12 protein-coding genes are annotated in these 17973 nt (G+C 33.8%); 8 read left to right on the forward strand and 4 right to left on the reverse strand.

What is annotated here, in order from left to right; genetic code table 11:
• The first annotated feature begins 80 nt into the window (after positions 1 to 80).
• Both NNH57_RS17085 and NNH57_RS17090 read left to right on the forward strand, forming a co-directional pair.
• On the forward strand, positions 81 to 1037 hold the full coding sequence (locus NNH57_RS17085; RefSeq protein WP_074405908.1) for a PorP/SprF family type IX secretion system membrane protein: 957 nt from the start codon (positions 81 to 83) through the stop codon (positions 1035 to 1037).
• Positions 1038 to 1329: 292 nt separating this feature from the next.
• The gene (locus tag NNH57_RS17090; RefSeq protein ID WP_108808223.1) at positions 1330 to 4869 is read left to right on the forward strand and encodes a T9SS type A sorting domain-containing protein; all 3540 of its coding nucleotides are present in this window, start codon (positions 1330 to 1332) and stop codon (positions 4867 to 4869) included.
• A gap of 66 nt (positions 4870 to 4935) precedes the next feature.
• Here the strand turns inward: NNH57_RS17090 and NNH57_RS17095 are convergent, their stop codons facing one another.
• The 3 genes from NNH57_RS17095 to NNH57_RS17105 form a co-directional block, all read right to left on the reverse strand.
• Positions 4936 to 5334: a DoxX family protein gene (locus NNH57_RS17095; protein WP_108808222.1), complete on the reverse strand. Its 399-nt coding sequence runs from the start codon at positions 5332 to 5334 to the stop codon at positions 4936 to 4938.
• Positions 5335 to 5437: 103 nt separating this feature from the next.
• On the reverse strand, positions 5438 to 6592 hold the full coding sequence (locus NNH57_RS17100; protein ID WP_074405907.1) for a DNA polymerase III subunit: 1155 nt from the start codon (positions 6590 to 6592) through the stop codon (positions 5438 to 5440).
• 238 nt (positions 6593 to 6830) lie between these two features.
• The gene (locus NNH57_RS17105) at positions 6831 to 7007 is read right to left on the reverse strand and encodes a hypothetical protein (RefSeq protein ID WP_159099250.1); all 177 of its coding nucleotides are present in this window, start codon (positions 7005 to 7007) and stop codon (positions 6831 to 6833) included.
• A gap of 376 nt (positions 7008 to 7383) precedes the next feature.
• On the opposite strand from NNH57_RS17105, the gene NNH57_RS17110 reads away from it, so the two are divergent.
• The 5 genes from NNH57_RS17110 to NNH57_RS17130 all read left to right on the forward strand — a co-directional run bounded on the left by NNH57_RS17110 (position 7384) and on the right by NNH57_RS17130 (position 16458).
• Positions 7384 to 8574, forward strand: coding sequence for a phosphoglycerate kinase (locus tag NNH57_RS17110; RefSeq protein WP_074405905.1), 1191 nt, complete (start codon positions 7384 to 7386; stop codon positions 8572 to 8574).
• Between the two features lie 208 nt (positions 8575 to 8782).
• A complete protein-coding gene (locus tag NNH57_RS17115; protein WP_082994719.1) occupies positions 8783 to 10411 on the forward strand; it encodes a LysM peptidoglycan-binding domain-containing protein in 1629 nt (542 codons plus the stop codon).
• A 20-nt stretch (positions 10412 to 10431) separates the two neighbouring features.
• Complete coding sequence (locus tag NNH57_RS17120; protein ID WP_074405904.1) at positions 10432 to 11430, forward strand: DUF4837 family protein; 999 nt, start codon at positions 10432 to 10434, stop codon at positions 11428 to 11430.
• 192 nt (positions 11431 to 11622) lie between these two features.
• Positions 11623 to 13749 carry a Tex family protein gene (locus NNH57_RS17125; RefSeq protein ID WP_108808221.1) on the forward strand — a complete coding sequence of 709 codons (2127 nt, stop codon included), beginning with the start codon at positions 11623 to 11625 and terminating at the stop codon, positions 13747 to 13749.
• A 258-nt stretch (positions 13750 to 14007) separates the two neighbouring features.
• On the forward strand, positions 14008 to 16458 hold the full coding sequence (locus NNH57_RS17130) for a glycoside hydrolase family 9 protein (protein WP_074405902.1): 2451 nt from the start codon (positions 14008 to 14010) through the stop codon (positions 16456 to 16458).
• Between the two features lie 88 nt (positions 16459 to 16546).
• Here the strand turns inward: NNH57_RS17130 and NNH57_RS17135 are convergent, their stop codons facing one another.
• Positions 16547 to 16735, reverse strand: coding sequence for a twin-arginine translocase TatA/TatE family subunit (locus NNH57_RS17135; RefSeq protein ID WP_025665469.1), 189 nt, complete (start codon positions 16733 to 16735; stop codon positions 16547 to 16549).
• 365 nt (positions 16736 to 17100) lie between these two features.
• Between NNH57_RS17135 and NNH57_RS17140 the strand changes: the two genes are divergently transcribed.
• Complete coding sequence (locus NNH57_RS17140; RefSeq protein WP_108808220.1) at positions 17101 to 17973, forward strand: M23 family metallopeptidase; 873 nt, start codon at positions 17101 to 17103, stop codon at positions 17971 to 17973.

Genomic DNA, 17973 nt, shown 5'->3' on the forward strand with positions numbered 1-17973 from the left:
AGTAAGTTATAAGACTATATGGTGAAAAGCCAGATGGTATAGAAAGAGAAAAGTTAATGATCTGTAATTTTTAATATTAGATGAAGAAGTATATTATCATATTTAGCCTATTTGCAAGTTATTGTACTTTTGCTCAGGAGTTTTTTGCTCCTGTACAAAATCAATATATTGCAGATAACCCATATTTGATATCCTCGGCCTACGCGGGTATTGGAGATTGTTGGCAGATCAGAGCTTCGGGTTTTGAGCAATGGGTAAGTATCGAGGATTCTCCGGGTACACAATCCTTATCAATAGATGGTAGAATATCTGACCGTTCTGGTGTAGGTGCAATTCTATTTAATGATCAGAATGGATTTACAACTCAAAAAGGGATTCAGTTATCTTTTGCACACCATTTAACACTAAGTGAATATAATAATCAATACCTATCGTTTGGGATTAGCTATAAGTTCACCCAATTTGGTATTGACACTTCAAGGTTTAATAATGGAGACCCTGACAACCCATTTAATCCTGGATTAGCAGATATAAGTGTAAATGATTCTAATTTTGATATTGGATTGTTATATCGTATTGGCCGATTCTTTTTGAGCGCCAATGCGGTGAATTTATTACAGAAAGAGATTGATGATTTTAATCCAACCGAACCTTCACAGATACAGAACTATTATCTATATACTGGATATACATTCTATCATAGATTTAGTGATATCGAGGTAGAGCCTTCTATGTTGTATCAAAACTTTGCTGGTGATGGTCGTTCTACAGCAGATCTTAACTTAAAAGTTCGTAAAATGCACCGTGGAGATTATTATTGGATAGGCGTTAGTCTTCGATCTCTTGTTGATCAGGATTTTAAACCACTTTCTGTATCTCCTATGTTAGGGATCAAAAAAGCTAATTTTTATGTTGCGTATGGATATCAGATTAATGTAAATGAAGTTTTACAACCAACCACAGCAGCAGGATCGCATATGATCACGCTTGGATTTGATTTTGGTTGTAGACAAAGTAAATGTGGATGTACCTATTAATAATTTTGAAAACATCATATAATAAAAAAAACCTACTCAAGAAGAGTAGGTTTTTTTTATTATATGATTGTCTTGTCCTGAAATAACGTTACACCAAAATGTTATTTATAGAAAAAAGCATAAGATTACAACCATCACTTTTTTGGGCGCTTTCGTCCCAAAGTTGACTTGTTCTATGATTATGTATGTTTTTATTCTTGATATTTGGCGATTCTTTTATGTAGTATTATGATGAAATTAAAGATTTACAAACAATCATATACACAAATTTAGAAACTCTAATAATCTGACTATGAAAAACCTTTTTCTTTTTAAAGTGTCTATACAAATTATTTTTCTTTTTTTCTGTATTCAATTATTTGCTCAGGTGCCTTTTTCACCAGTACCAAATAGTACAATGACAATAAATGGAGAATTAAAAACAATAGGGAATTCTATTGTAGGGCTTAATGAAACGATAGACGGCACTGCATATACACCAAATGACAATTACAACGGAATTTTATCAAATAATCAAAAAACATTTGGTTATATTGATGTTGATAATGATCAGAGTACTTTTAGCTCTAGTAGTGCAGTTTTTACCAGTAGCGGGCCTTGTGCAAAAGTTGCTTATGCCGGTTTGTATTGGGCAGCGTCTTATTTTGTAGATAGAAATGCAATCGATAGTGATAAGATACAATATTCAGGTTTACCTTTTCCGGATAATAGACCTGATTTTAGAACATTAAAATTTAAACCTCCGGGGGTTACAGATTATCTTGACATCCCATCATCTGATACACAAGTAATTTTTGATGGGTATCGTAATACACCTACAAACCCCGAGAACAATGCATTAATAGATATTCCATACGTATGTTATGCAGATGTAACCGATATTGTAAAAGGGTTATCTACACCCAATGGCACGTATACAGTGGCCAATATGAGAGCTTCGACTGGTTTTTCTGGATATAATACCAATGGCATATCAGGAGGGTGGGTTTTGGTGATAGTATATGAAGATAATTCATTATCCAAAAAATATATAAGTACAAGACAAGGGTTTATAAATAATCAGCCTTGTAATCCTAACGATCCAGAATGTTTAAAGAGCTTTACTTATAGTGGTTTACAAACTCCTTCGGCACCATTACCTGTACGTGCACGATATGCTGTTGCAGCACTAGAAGGAGATAAGCCGTTTGCCGGAGATGTATTCCAAATACAGACTCCAGGTTTGTCAAGACAAAACATATTTACTGCTCCTGCTAACCACAATAATAATTTTTTTGATAGTTCAATATCTGTAGACGGAAGTTATGTAACTAGTAGAGTTCCAGCTTCGCAAAATACTTTAGGATTTGATGTTGATATTTTTGATATCCCTAACCCTGGAAATACATTAATAGGCAATGATCAGACTTCTGCTACATTTTATACTTCTTCTTCAGGAGATGCATATAGTATATTTTTTAGTTCTTTTCAGGTAGAAATTATAGAACTAGAATTTTTGGTAACCGAACGTGTTTTAGATGCAAACGGTATTGATATCACAGGTGAATCTGTAAACTTTGCAGACAAGTTATTTTATGAACTAACCATAGAAAACCAGAGTAATGAAGATATCACCAGTGTTAGTATTAGGGATATTTTACCTACCAATGTAGACTATATACCGGGAAGTATTTCCGTTAGTAATCCAGGAATAAGTGTTGTTCCTGATACAAACAATAGAGAGCTTAACATTACTATTGATGACGCTCTTTTAGTTCGCAATGGTGGAGCCCATACAGTTCGTTTTGGTGTACAAGTTGCAGCTATATGTGCAGATTTAAGAGATGCATGTTCTAATGAAATTGACAATACTGTAACGTATACATATACAGGAGCAGATTCGGGAGTTACCAATACGGGTGAAAGTATTTCAGATCGGGATTCTTGCGGATTTGATATTGCTAGTCCGGTTAATGTTTTGATTACGGAGGATGAGTGTTTTACAAACACAGAAATTACTGTGATGGTAGTGAAACCTATAACGTGTTCGGAAGGTAATGATGGTGAACTTCAATTAACAGTTAATAATGCAGGACCAACACTTAACTTTAATTATGAAGTAGTACAGGTACCTACAAACAATGTTATTACAGAAGGTGTTTCTAGTAATAGCTCTGTAGTGATTTCTGACCTTTCTGCAGGAACTTATTACATGAAGGTTGCGTATATAAATTCAAGTTGTGAATACATTACCCCACAAGTTATAATAGAAGAAGTAACTCCAATTACAGTTGATCTTATTGTAACACAACCCACAAGTCAACAGGATTTTGGTGAAATTACTGTTACTGCATTAGGAGGGGTACCACCTTACACCTATTCTATAAATAATACTTTACCAGTGTTCACTAATATTTTCACAGATTTGTCTCCAGGTAGTTATTCTATTACCGTAGGAGACAGTCATGGTTGTATGTTTGAAGATTTGGTTTTTGTTGAACCAGCACCAGAAGAACTTTCTGTAGTATTGAATATGGAAAACACTCATATTTTATGTTTTTCTGAAGCCACAGGAGAAATTAGTTCTGAGGTTTCTGGTGGTTCGGGAAATTATATATATACCTTAACAGGAACTAATTTCTTAGGTTCTTCTGTCACTATTGGCCCTAAGGAAGATGGGGTCTTCAGCAATTTATTGGCAGGAAGTTATTTATATAAGGTCGAAAGTGCTGGGGCTACCCCTGTACATATTCCATTTACTGTTTTTCAACCATCTAGATTGGTTACTGATTCGTTTGTAAACTCAATACAGTGCAATGGAAATCAGAATGGAACAATCAAAGTGATTGCTACTGGGGGAACTCTACCATATTTCTTTTCTTTATATACCAGTAACGGAGAGGCAAAGTATATTTTTATAGAGGATATGGGAGAACATACTTTTGAAAACCTTTCTGCCGGTACCTATAGAGTAGAAGTAGAAGACACGAATGGTTGCCCTGTTTCTATTAATGACATTATTATTACAGAACCAAACGCTTTAGCAATGGATATAATAACAAAACCGTTAACAGCAAATAGTGATGCAGAAATAACGGTTACAGCTTTTGGAGGAACAACTCCATATACATACGAGTTAATAGAAGCTAGCACATCTGTAGTGGTTATACCAACACAAACAAATAGTACATTTACATTAAATACAACAGGAAGTTATATTGTAAAAGTTCAGGATACGAATGGTTGTCAATTATTACAAGAAGTAACTATTGATACAGTAGATGAAGTACCTCTTTTAGAATATGCAGATGAAATTCTTTTTTGTGCAATTACAGGGCAAAGTTATCCGGTTATTTCTATACAAGATCAAGATGGAGTGACGCTAGAAGTTTCATTTATTGAAACAGCATCTATTGTGTGGCAAAAACTAGATGATATTTCTTGTAGCATAACATTAGAGGATGATTGCCCGACGACAGATTCAAGTTGTAGTTCTAATTGGTTTGATATCGATACAGGAGCAAAATCGAATATTAAAGAAGAAGGAGAGTATCGTATTGTGATCACATTTGCCAATAGGGCGACAAACAATACCGAAATCTACTATTTTAAAGCAGAAAAAAACTTACCAGATGCTGTGGAGGGTTTTGTAATGTATCCTAATCCTTCAGAGGATATGGTAAATGTAAATACTGATATCAAAAATATAAAAGTTTTTGATATCATGGGTAAGCTTGTTTTAGAAACTACTCAGAATCCATATAGTATTTATGACCTTCGCAATGGTATATACTTTGCAAAGATTAAAACGAATGATAATAAAGAAGTTATCATTAGAGTGATCAAAAAATAAATTTAATAGTGTTAAAGATAAGAAGAGCACCAAATAGATGCTCTTCTTATTTTTTTATAGTTTTTCTTATAAAGAAACTACATATAACCCAAAGATGGCCACTACAAAGTAACAGGTGATTGTTAAGGCCCCTTGATAGTCTTTTGCTACTCTTTGTCCAAAAAGCAACATTAAAAGCGTTATACAGGCTAAAAACATAGCCAAAATGGCATAGCATGTAATATCATCTGTAATAAGATAATAAATACCAATAACGCAACATACAGCCGTAATCATTTCAATGATTAAAACAATTGTTAAAAGAAGAGGAACCATATTCCCCATAAAAGTAGAAGCAAAATGTTCTTTTAGCCAACCAAGGTTTCCTTTCCAATCGATTATTTTATCGATCCCTGATTGCAAAAAAGTAATGAGAAGAAATAGTAAGATGGTTATTGAAACAATATTATTTATAAAATTATCCATGTGAGATTAGTTTAGAGTATCAAATATAGAATAAGATTTGGGACTAAAAAAAGTTGGTTTTTAATTTACTATCCTTAAGTATTAACAGGTAGCAAACTATGTGTTATGAACTTTTTTTATGTAATAATCGAGTAAGCTTTATCGAGAGATCGGTAAGGATTATTTTTGCATTACCATTTCGTTCTATATGATAAGCAGCATCCTGAAGTTCGTTACAGATATCCATAATATTGGCACCGTGTATAAAAGGAGCAAAGTTTTTTAATTTAAAACCATTTGTATTTGGTTCTAGAAAGACCAAATCTTCTGCACCATAATTAAGTAACATTGCTTGTCTGAAAAAATCCAGGCAATATTTTAGAAACTTTTTTTGTGTTTCTCTTCCTGTACCTGCAATAGATTCGCTCCAGGTGATTAGGTCATTTACAGCAGACTTATTCCCTTTGGCTTTAAATGCTGTACGTACCCATTGTATAAACCAATCTTCAAATTGATCATCACCACCATCATGGTGTAGCAGGTGTAAAGCTTTACTATAATCACCATTAGCCTGATGTGCTATTTTTAAAGCATCGCTATCAGAAAGATTCTCTTTTTTCTGAAGCGCTTCTTTTATTACCTGTTCTCCCAAAGGAGGAAAATGTAATACCTGGCATCTGGATCTAATGGTTTGTATAAGCTGCTCCTCATCTTCTGTGATAAGTATAAATATGGTTTTCTCAGGAGGCTCTTCAATTAATTTAAGAAGCTTATTAGAAGCGGCAATATTCATTTTATCCGCCATCCAGATCAACATTATTTTATACCCTCCTTCATAGCTTTTTAGTGAAAGCTTTTTAACGATTTCAAGAGCTTCATCTACTCCTATTTGACCTTGTTTTTTTTCAATTCCAAGAGAAAGATACCAGTCAAAAATACTTCCATAAGGATTTTCATTTACAAAATGCCTCCACTCCTCTGCAAATTGATCAGATGTGGGATGTTTTTTTACCTTATCGTTTACAGCAACAGGATATACAAAATGCAAATCAGGATGCGCCAGATGATCAAATTTTACATTACATGACTCAAGGCCATTTGTATTTTCCCCATTTTGATTTTGGCACAAAACGTATTGTGCATAGGCAATAGCCATAGGTAAAGTCCCACTACCATTTGGGCCAACAAAAAGCTGCGCATGAGGTATTCTTTGACGATCAGCACTGGTGGTCAAATAGCTTTTGATATGTTTTAAACCTAATATTTCTGAGAAAAGCATGGGCAAATATAAGAGATACCTAAAAAAGAAAGCAGATCTATAAGATATAAAACCTCATAAAAATTGAAGAATCCATAAATTACCAATACAGTAATTAAAACATGTGGTATTTATTTAACCTCAGGATGTGCACTCATAACAAGTATTACTTATTATCTGTCTCTAGAAAATCCTTTCTATAAATACCAGAGCTAAACACAAAATAAATTAGTGTTGACCTTCACAGAAAATTAGGAAGTTATAACCCTTTTAGATAAACTCCCAGTAGCAGAAGTACATATCCTGCTAGTACAAGCCAATTACTATTTGCTGCCAGAACAGGGTGAATATGTGAACCTAGAAGGCCTAAAAGAACAAGTACAATACTTATGATTACTGTAATTTTTTTTGGTGTGCGTGCAGATAAATTACTCATAATTAGATAGTTGTTTAGTTTTTTTGTAAATACAATATATAAATAATATTTTTAAATGAAATCCTATTTGCATGTTTTACCAATACAAAGAGGGTGTTAATAGCTTCGAAGACTTGTCTTATTCTAAGGTATCTAAATGGGTAAGTATGAAAATAGGATGGAATAGTCGATTTTATAATAAACATCAAAATCGCAACTTTTTTGGTTTGATAGTAATACGATTATTTAACTATGATTCTTTTATTGAAAAAAGGGTTTTTATAAAAATTTGATAAAAGTGAAAAATTACCTTTGATTTCGGGTAATTTTTCTGTCAGATTTTGATGTTTTTAATGAAATAGAATTATTTTCGTTTGCGAAAAACCAATTCAGTATCATGAAGACAATTGACGATTTTAATTTTGAAAATAAAAAAGCATTAATTCGAGTAGATTTTAATGTTCCTTTAAATGAAAATTTTGAAGTAACAGATGACACTAGGATTCAGGCTGCAAAACCTACGATAATTAAGGTTTTAGAAGATGGAGGAAGTGCGATCTTGATGTCTCATTTAGGTAGACCAAAAGGAGTTCAGGATGAATTTTCATTAAGACATATCGTAGAAAAAGTTGCAGATACTCTTGGAGTTCAGGTAAAATATGTAGCTAACTGTGTTGGTCAGGAGGCAGAAGATGCTGTTGCAGCGTTAAACTCTGGTGAAGTTTTATTATTAGAAAACCTAAGATTTCACCCTAATGAAACAAGTGGAGACGCTGTTTTTGCTGAGCAATTATCAAAATTGGGAGATATCTATATAAATGATGCATTTGGTACAGCTCACAGAGCACATGCTTCTACTACTATTATAGCACAATTTTTTCCTGAGCGAAAATGTTTTGGTAGCTTATTAGCAAAAGAAATAGAAAGTATTGATAAAGTATTAAGAAGTGGAGAGAAGCCAGTGACTGCTGTTTTGGGAGGATCAAAAGTATCTTCAAAAATTACGATAATCGAGAATATTCTGGATAAAATAGATCACTTGATTATTGGGGGAGGAATGACCTATACTTTTATTAAAGCTCTCGGAGGCCAAATAGGGGATTCTATTTGTGAAGATGATAAACAAGAGCTGGCATTAGAGATTTTAAGAAAAGCTAAAGAAAAAGGAGTAGAAATTCACCTTCCTGTTGATGTATTGGGAGCAGATGCATTTGATAATAATGCAAACACTAAGGTTGTTGCTGTTAATACAATTCCTGATGGTTGGCAAGGACTTGATGTCGGGCCCGAAACAATGAAAGCTTTTCATGACGTAATTTTGAAATCGAAGACCATATTATGGAATGGGCCACTAGGTGTTTTTGAGATGGAAAATTTTGCTAAAGGAACAATAGCATTAGGACACTCTATAGCAGAAGCTACAGCAAGTGGAGCATTCTCTCTTGTAGGAGGAGGAGATTCTGTAGCAGCAGTAAAACAATTTGGTTTTGGCACTAAAGTAAGTTATGTTTCTACAGGAGGAGGAGCTATGCTAGAAAGCTTAGAAGGTAAAACATTACCAGGAATAGCAGCAATAGAAAATGAATAGCACCTAATTTTGTAGGAAAACACTTAATTTTTATAAAAATTATGAAAAAACGGTTGTTTTAACCGTTTTTTTAATGTTTTTAACGCCTTGATTTTTTGCAGTTTAGAAAAAAAAGTCCGATTTTCGCTGCTGTATTGTTGATAACATGTTAAAAACAACACAAGTAGCCCCAAATTTCCGTTGAACTAAAAGCAAATGCATTTGTAAAATGAATAACTATTGCACATTCTTTCTTTCTTTTTTATTAGTTTCGGTTTCATTGGTGGGACAAGAAACATCATCAGAAGAACAATCAAATCCTAAAAATACCAAGGAGATTGTACTTAATAAAACTCAGGACATAAAACAAAATACGGTTCGGGTAGTAGATACAACTCAAGTAATCAAAACTACTGGCGAACTACAAACAACTACGTTAACATCGACGAGTGCAAAAGACAGTGTAATTTATGTCGCAAATGACCATCCCAAGATGGCACAGCTAGATTCTATATGGAAGCAAGAATTATATAACTCTAACCTTTTTGATACTATTTACAAATCAGTTACCGAACTGAAATATGAACCCGTAGAATATGTCGATCTTCCTACCGATACGTTAAAAGCAAGATTGGCAGAACTTAATGCACGTACACCTTTTAATGTAGAGTACAATCCTTCATTAGAGAGTGTGATCAAGAGGTATTTAAAAAACAGACACGAACATTTGGAGCGCTTAATGGCACTAAGCGAATTTTATTTTCCGCTTTTTGAGCAGGAGCTAGACAATCAAAACATTCCTTTAGAAATAAAATATCTTGCTATTGTAGAATCTGCTTTAAAACCTAGAGCAAAATCCAGAGTTGGAGCTACAGGATTATGGCAATTTATGTTTGGTACGGGTAAAATGTTTGGTTTAGAGGTAAGTTCATATGTAGATGAGCGTATGGATCCCATAATGTCTACCAAAGCTGCTTGTAAGTATCTTTCTAATTTATATAAAGTATTTGGAGATTGGGATCTTGCTTTGGCTTCGTATAATTCGGGTCCTGGTAACGTGACCAAGGCTATTCGTCGTAGTGGCGGATATACAAACTATTGGAATATCAGGCATAATCTTCCTAGAGAAACTGCTGGATACTTACCCGCTTTTTTAGCAACAATGTATATTTTTGAATATGCAGACAAACATGGGTTTAAACCCAGAAAACCTGAGTTTGCATATTTTGAAACTGATACCATACGAGTTAAGCAAATGATCACATTAGATCAGGTTTCAGAATATATCAATATTGATATCGAAGAATTACAATTTCTAAATCCTTCCTATAAACTAGATATCATTCCATATATCGAAGATGAAGATTATGTATTGCGATTACCATTGGATAAAATTGGTTCTTTTGTTACTAATGAAGATCAAATCTATACATTGGCAAAGGCAGAATTTGATAAGCGCGAAAAACCATTACCTAAATATCGTGAGGCAAATGATCGGATTCGATATCGAGTACGTAGCGGTGATTATTTAGGAAGAATTGCGAGACGCTATGGCGTTAGAGTAAGTCAAATAAAAAAATGGAATGGTTTACGAAGTAATAATCTTAGAATTGGTCAACGTCTTACCATTTATCCTCGTAGACCAGTAGTAGATAAACCCAGAAAAACCACAACAAAAAAAACCTTAACTAGGGTTGCAGCTAATAGCTCAGAGGTGTATACTGTTAAGACAGGAGACACTTTATGGAGTATTTCACAGAAATTTAAAGGAGTATCTGTCGAAAATCTTAAAAATTGGAACGATATTAGTGGTAGTGGTATAAAACCAGGTATGACACTGAAACTTTCAAAATCATAACCGCTAATATTATCTACCTTATGAGAAAATTATCCCTCGCAATTATTTGCCTGCTTTGTATTGTTAGTTGTACAGAAGAGGTTAAAAAAGAAAAAAGCCAGAAGAGTCAGGAGTCTATGGCACACTCTAATGGAAGAATAAATCATCTTTCTGTGGTTGTAGATAATGAACTATGGAACAGTAATGTTGGTGATACTATAAGAAAATATTTTGGAGCCGAAGTGCCGGGTCTACCTCAAGAAGAACCATTATTTACATTGCGACAGGTACCAATGGAAGCCTTTACCGGACTTACAAAACAGAGCCGTATTTTTCTGTGGATCAAAAAAGAAGATGGAGGAGAAAATAAATATGGATTATTAAAAAATAAATTTTCTAATCCTCAAATCGGTGCTGTAATTTCTGGAGCTACAGATGATGACATTACTACTTTGATTCGAGAGAAGCATGAAATGATCGTTTCAAAATATAAATCTTTAGAAACCAAAGAGAAACAAGCTATTATTAAAAAATCTTTAGAGAGGATTCCACAGCTACAAGAAAAATTAGGAATCACTTTAAATATTCCTTCGGCATATCGTATTGCTACTGAAGAAGACAAGTTTTTTTGGATACGTAAAAATGTTAAACATGGTAGTATGAATCTTATGATCTATGAATTACCATTAGGAACGGTAACCAAAGATTCTAATACAGTTTCTAGTATCATAAAAATGAGAGATTCTATAGGAACAGTAAAAATTCCTACTCCAGAAGTTGGTCATTTTATTACAGAAGAGGCGTATGCACCTTACCTTTACGAAATTGAGTTAGATAATAGGTTTACTTTCGAGACCAAAGGAACCTGGGAGATCAAAGATCGTTTTATGGCAGGCCCATTTGTTAATTATGCTATAGAAGACATTGCTAATAATAGACTAATGGTATTAGAAGGTTTTGTATTTGCTCCTTCGGTTAGTAAAAGAGATAACATGTTTGAGCTCGAAGCTATTATAAAGTCTATAAAGTTTGATAAATAAGACAACTATCTCATTTTCTTATCTGATATGTAGTAGTAAAATTATAGCTTCAATACATACATATTTAGGTATCACATAGAGATATGTATACGAAAATTAATTTTTTAAAAAAATTGTAGAAAACTTTCTCCTCAGTATAAAATAATCTTTCATTTTTGGCATTATATTTAGCGATTCCAAAAACTTGATTTTATGAGTATCGTTTCTTTTATAGCGAAGCAGATTCCTGTTTCAGAAAAACAAATTGCTAAAACTATCTCTTTACTAGACGATGGGGCTACGATTCCTTTTATCTCTAGATATCGTAAAGAGATGACAGGAGATCTTGATGAGGTAGCTATCGGTGAAATTGTAAAACATAAAACTGCTTTTGAAGCTTTAGTAAAAAGAAAAGAAAGTGTATTAGCCACAATCAAAGAACAAGAAGCTTTAACACCAGAGTTGGAGAAAAAAATTCTGGCTGCCGATACACTTACACAAGTAGAGGATTTGTATTTACCATACAAGAAAAAAAGAAAAACCAGAGCTACTGTCGCCAAAGAACTAGGATTAGAACCTTTAGCAAAGATTATTATGCTACAAAAAGAGGAAGAAATCCTTTTTGTAGCTTCGCAATACCTAAACGATACTGTTACTAGTGAAGAGCTCGCATTACAGGGAGCAAGAGATATTATAGCAGAATGGGTTAATGAAGATGAAAAAATAAGAAATAGATTACGAAGACTATATCAACGCAAAGCTACAATAACCTCTACCATAATCAAGACAAAAAAGGATGATGTAGCTGCTCAGAAATACTTACAATATTTTGATTGGGAAGAACCACTGCATAAGTGTCCATCGCATCGGCTATTAGCAATTTTAAGGGCCGAAAACGAAAAAATAGTAAGAGTAAAAATTACAGTACCAGAAGATGATGCATTAGATATCATAGATAGTGTGATGATCAAAACAAATGTCGAAGCTTGTACAGATCATATGTTTTTGGCTGGTTCTGATGCTTATAAACGATTGTTAACACCAGCAATCTCTACAGAAATACTCAATCAATTTAAAGAAAAAGCAGATGATAATGCTATAAAAGTTTTTGCACAAAACTTAAAACAATTACTATTAGCCTCGCCACTAGGACAAAAGAGAATCCTGGCTTTGGATCCAGGTTTTAAATCAGGATGTAAAGTAGTTTGTCTAGACAATCAAGGTGATTTACTGCATAATGAGAATATTTACCCTCACCCTCCACAACGAGAAACTACAGGTGCCATTAAAAAAATACGATCTCTTGTAAATGCATATAAAATTGAGGCTATTGCTATAGGAAACGGTACCGCCGCCCGAGAAACAGAAACTTTTATCAAAAAGATACCGTTTGATAAACCAATCCAAGTGTTTATGGTAAATGAAAGCGGAGCTTCAGTATACTCGGCGTCCAAAATTGCTAGAGCAGAGTTTCCAACTTATGATGTAACTGTGCGGGGTGCAGTATCTATAGGAAGAAGACTAGCCGATCCTTTGGCAGAATTAGTAAAAATCGATCCAAAAGCTATAGGAGTAGGGCAGTATCAACATGATGTAGATCAAACCAAGCTCAAAAACGAATTGGATACGGTAGTAATGAGTTGTGTAAACGGTGTGGGTATTAATGTAAATACCGCTAGTGTTCCGTTATTAAGTTATGTTTCGGGTATCGGTGAAAAACTTGCAGAGAATATTGTAACGTATCGATCAGAAAATGGAGCGATACAATCACGTGAAGAACTCAAAAAAGTGCCAAGATTGGGAGGAAAAGCCTATGAACAAGCAGCAGCTTTTTTACGAATAACCAGTCCTAAAAACCCACTTGATAATTCTGCAGTACACCCAGAGCGATATAAATTGGTTTCGAAAATGGCAAAAGACGCAGGAGTTCCTATAAATGAGTTAATAGGGAATAGAGAGGCCATTACAAAAATCAAACTACAAAACTATATTACCGATGAGGTAGGGCTTCCCACATTAACCGATATTGTTAGAGAATTAGAAAAACCCGGTGTAGACCCAAGAAAAAAAGTAACCGTTTTTGAGTTTGATCCTAATGTAAAAACCATAGAAGACATAAAAACAGGAATGAAACTACCAGGAATTGTAAATAATATTACAAATTTTGGATGTTTTGTCGATATAGGGATTAAAGAAAGTGGATTAATTCATATCTCAAAATTAGCAAACGAATATATTAGTGATGTAAATGCTGTAGTACAATTACATCAACACTTGATGGTAACTGTAATTGATGTTGATATAAACAGAAAAAGAATTCAACTTTCTCTAATAGACTAAAGTATACAGACAAAAACCATAGTAATTTCTTGTTTCCATACTAAGCACAAATTAACATTTCTATCAATTTGTCGATTTATGAATTGAAAAGATCCATTCATTAGCTGAAACCATATAACTACCAATTCTATATCATAATTATTTTCTGATATGCATATGTTTGATTTTTAAGAATGTCTATTATTTAAGACAAAAGAATCAGTAAAAAACACCTGTTTTTAAAGCTTTAAGAAACTCAGGAAATTTTGGTAGGTTATCATGAAAAAATACTTGTTTTTAATTTTAATATTTATTTTTAAAATTATTTCGGCGCAATCTATCGTCGATGTACATACAGCTAACTCAAATGTTATTGTTGTTGTTCTTGAAATGAGCGTAGAGAATCAGGATGTAATTCCTTCTACCTCTGGTTGGACTGTAAACGGCACTATTCCTGTTTCTATAGGAAGAGGGGCTAGTGTTTATGACGAAAGAAAGTATGATTGGACCGTGGGATATTATGAGATTTTGGTACGACATAATATATATATCGAATTAAATCAAAACTTAGTAAATAATACAAACTATACTATAGTAAGCCCCTATGGTACTACATCGTTAGCTTTTTCTGATACAGAAGTGTTTTGCGAATCAATTAAAGTAAATCAAGAAGGGTATAGCGGAAATGCAACAGGAAATTATGCCAATTTTGGTTATTACGGCGGCAATCTTGGATCCACAATGTTTGATGTGATACCAGACTACCAGATAGTTAATGAGAATAATACTGTGATTACTTCAGGAAAACTAATCTATTGGGGAGATGATACCGATATAGGACTGGCAACTTCTGGTGAACACGTATACAGGATAGACCTATCAAATGTTCCTGTAGGAGGGCCATACCATATTGTTGTAAATGGTGTTGGTAGATCTTATTCCTTTGGCGTTGGGAATAATTATTTACGTAAAATAGCCGAAGTTCATGCGCGAGGGATGTTTCATCAACGTTGTGGTATCGAACTCAAAAGACCATATACAGAATATGAAAGAGAAATATGCCATGAAGAAAGTGCTTTTACGATGGATACATGGTCTTCTTCGAGTTTTATTGATGTGCCAGACGATGCAGAAATGCATGCTGTTATAGGTGGATATCATGATGCTGGGGATTTTGACAGACGGCCTTATCATACGGTTATTCCGATAACAATGCTTTCAACTTTTGAAGCATTTCCTCAAAATTTTATTGACAGGCAATATAATATTCCAGAATCGGGAAATGGAATTCCTGATTTTCTTGATGAAGCTTTATGGGGCGTTTTAATTTGGGAAAATTTACAACTAAATCAGGATAACTGGGATAACCCAGATGATTTTGGAGGAGTAATGCAAGGAACAGAAACAATGGCGCATCCAACATATGGAGCACATAGGGCAGATTATGAAGATGATCGCCAATATGGAACTTTTGAGGTTGGGATAAAAACAACTCTTGAAGCAGCCGGAATGTTTGCACAAGCTTCCAGAATTATCGAACCTTATGATTCTGACAGAGCTTCGGATTTGTTTGCAAAGGCAGAACAGGCATGGTCTTATATAGACAGAAATTACGTCCCTGAAACACATCGTGGAGCTATGCTGTATGCTGCGTTGCAAATGTATCTGGTTACTGCGATAGGTAATGATACAGAGGATGCACAGAATAGGTATCATACACTATTTAGAGATGAAGTAATAAACACTATCATTAATGGAGGAACATGGCCCGATCAGTACTTAGGAGGTAATATGTCTGCAACAATTAAATCTTCTCAGTTTATTAGTTATTTGCTTGTAAGTGATATTTATACAGATCCCACTATAAACGAAGGATTGCTTAATGCGCTCAAATTTCAGGCTGATACTGGGGGATACATGGGTTGGAATGAAAATGATTTTCCATATGCGCAAGGTGTTACAAAATATAATGGATGGGGAGCTTCTACTGCACAAGGTAGATATACAGAAGACCTTGGTTATATGATGCGGTTAAGCACTTCAGAAGAAGATAAGCAGCATTATTATAACCAGATAAGCAATTATGCCAATTATTCTCTAGGACTTAACCCGCAAGGGCATAGTTATGTAACAGGACTGGGAGATAAACAACCTATAAGTCCGTTACACCTTGATAGTTACTATACCAAATACGGTGAATTACCAGGTGGGGGTACACAACCGGTCATCGGAAATGTTCCTGGTATAGTCGTCTATGGCAGTACCGAAGGTAGAAGCGGTCAGCAATATCAAAGAGTTATTACAGACAAACTTTATCCGGTTTGGGATGACTTACCTGGGTTAAGAAGATGGAGTGACGGATGGTCTCTAGTTAATGGGAATGAATTTACTACCTGGGAAACAATGGTTTGGAACGTATGTATGTTTGGAATTCTCTATGACGCTTCTAGTGATGAAACAGTAATAGTAGTAGATGAAGTAGATCAAGTAGATGAATCTTACAACGAACTTATCGTTTATCCTAATCCTTCAGAAAATACGATAAATATTAGCTATTCTGAATTAGAAGGAGCCAGAGTAGAGATAATAGATATGATAGGTAAAAGAATTTATCGTGAAGTAGCGAGTCAAAATGAACACTTTATTAGGCACTCGTTTGCAAAAGGAGTATATTTTTTAACTGTTTCTAAAAAAGGAGAAACTCTCGTTAAAAAATTTATTGTTCAATAATAATTTGATGGTATTCAATATTACATTCAGAAAAATAAAAAAACCCAACTCTCATGAAGTTGGGTTTTTATGTATTTGAATACAAAAATTATTTTTTTTCGTCAATTTTAGGATCTTCTTCTTCTTTTGAGGCATCCTTAAATTCTTTTATACCACTACCAAGGCCTCTCATTAGCTCGGGAATTTTCTTTCCACCAAATAAAAGCAATACAATTGCTACAATTAAAGCAATTTGCCATGGGCCAATCATTCCTAAAAATATACTAGATAATATCATGATCTTAACTATTAGATTACAAAGTTAGCAAGAAATGATTAAATATATGTTTTTAGCTGTTAAAAAACGGATTTTTATATCAATTTTATCAAAATCAATAGACGATTTACATATCAAAACCGTTGTGTTTTAATATGGAGTAAGTTGAATTTATCTCTGAAGGAATATTTACATTTCATAAGATTAACTTTTTGTAAGAAAGGCGTTTTTGATTGAAATAATAATGTAGTAATTTGATAAAAAGACAAAATTAGAAGGTAAAATATAAATTTCGCAGGTAAAAGGTAAACCCAAGATGAGTTCATTATGTATATTTGCGATTAATGATACCGATTTGATAACATTCTTTATTGAAGATGTAATCTATGGCAAAAAAGAACAAAGAACAAAAAAAAATTACCAAGAAGCTACTTAACAAGTATCGCCTGGTTATCCTTAATGAGGATACTTTTGAGGAACGAATATCATTTAAATTAAACAGGCTTAATGTTTTTGTAATGGTTACTATTACCTCAATTGTTTTGGTAGCAGGGACCACTTTTTTAATAGCATTTACTCCGCTTAGAGAGTATATCCCGGGATATTCTTCTACTTCACTCAATTTGAGAGCTAACAGATTGGTGGCTACTACAGATTCTTTGGAGTCGGTGATTAATATAAATCAAGAATATTATAAATCAATCAGAAAAGTACTTACAGGAGATGTAAAAACTGTAGAATTTGATATTGATTCTGCAATACAATCCCAAAAGCTAAATCCTGAAGAGATAGATCTTAAACCTTCAGAACAAGATATGAAACTTCGTGAAGAAGTATCTAAAGAAGATAAATATAGTCTATTCGAAAGTGAAAAATCAAGCTCTGATTTTTCATTGTTTCCGCCGGTAAAAGGTAATATCACTTCTAACTATAATATGAATGAAAAACATTATGGTATAGATGTAGCGGTCCCCAAAGATACTCCGGTAAAAGCAGCATCTTCTGGGACTGTAATTTTTTCTGAATGGACAGCAGAAACTGGTCATGTAATTATACTTAAGCATAGCAATAATTTACTTACAGTATATAAACATAATGCCTCTCTAACCAAGCGACAAGGAGAACAAGTTAAGGCCGGAGAAGTAATTGCTACAGCAGGCTCTACGGGAGAGTTGTCTACAGGGCCTCATTTACATTTTGAATTATGGCGAGATGGATACCCAACAGATCCTTCTAACTTTATTGATTTTGAACAATAA

The sequence above is a fragment of the Aquimarina spinulae genome (assembly GCF_943373825.1).
In the GTDB taxonomy this organism is placed as follows: Bacteria; Bacteroidota; Bacteroidia; order Flavobacteriales; family Flavobacteriaceae; genus Aquimarina; species Aquimarina spinulae.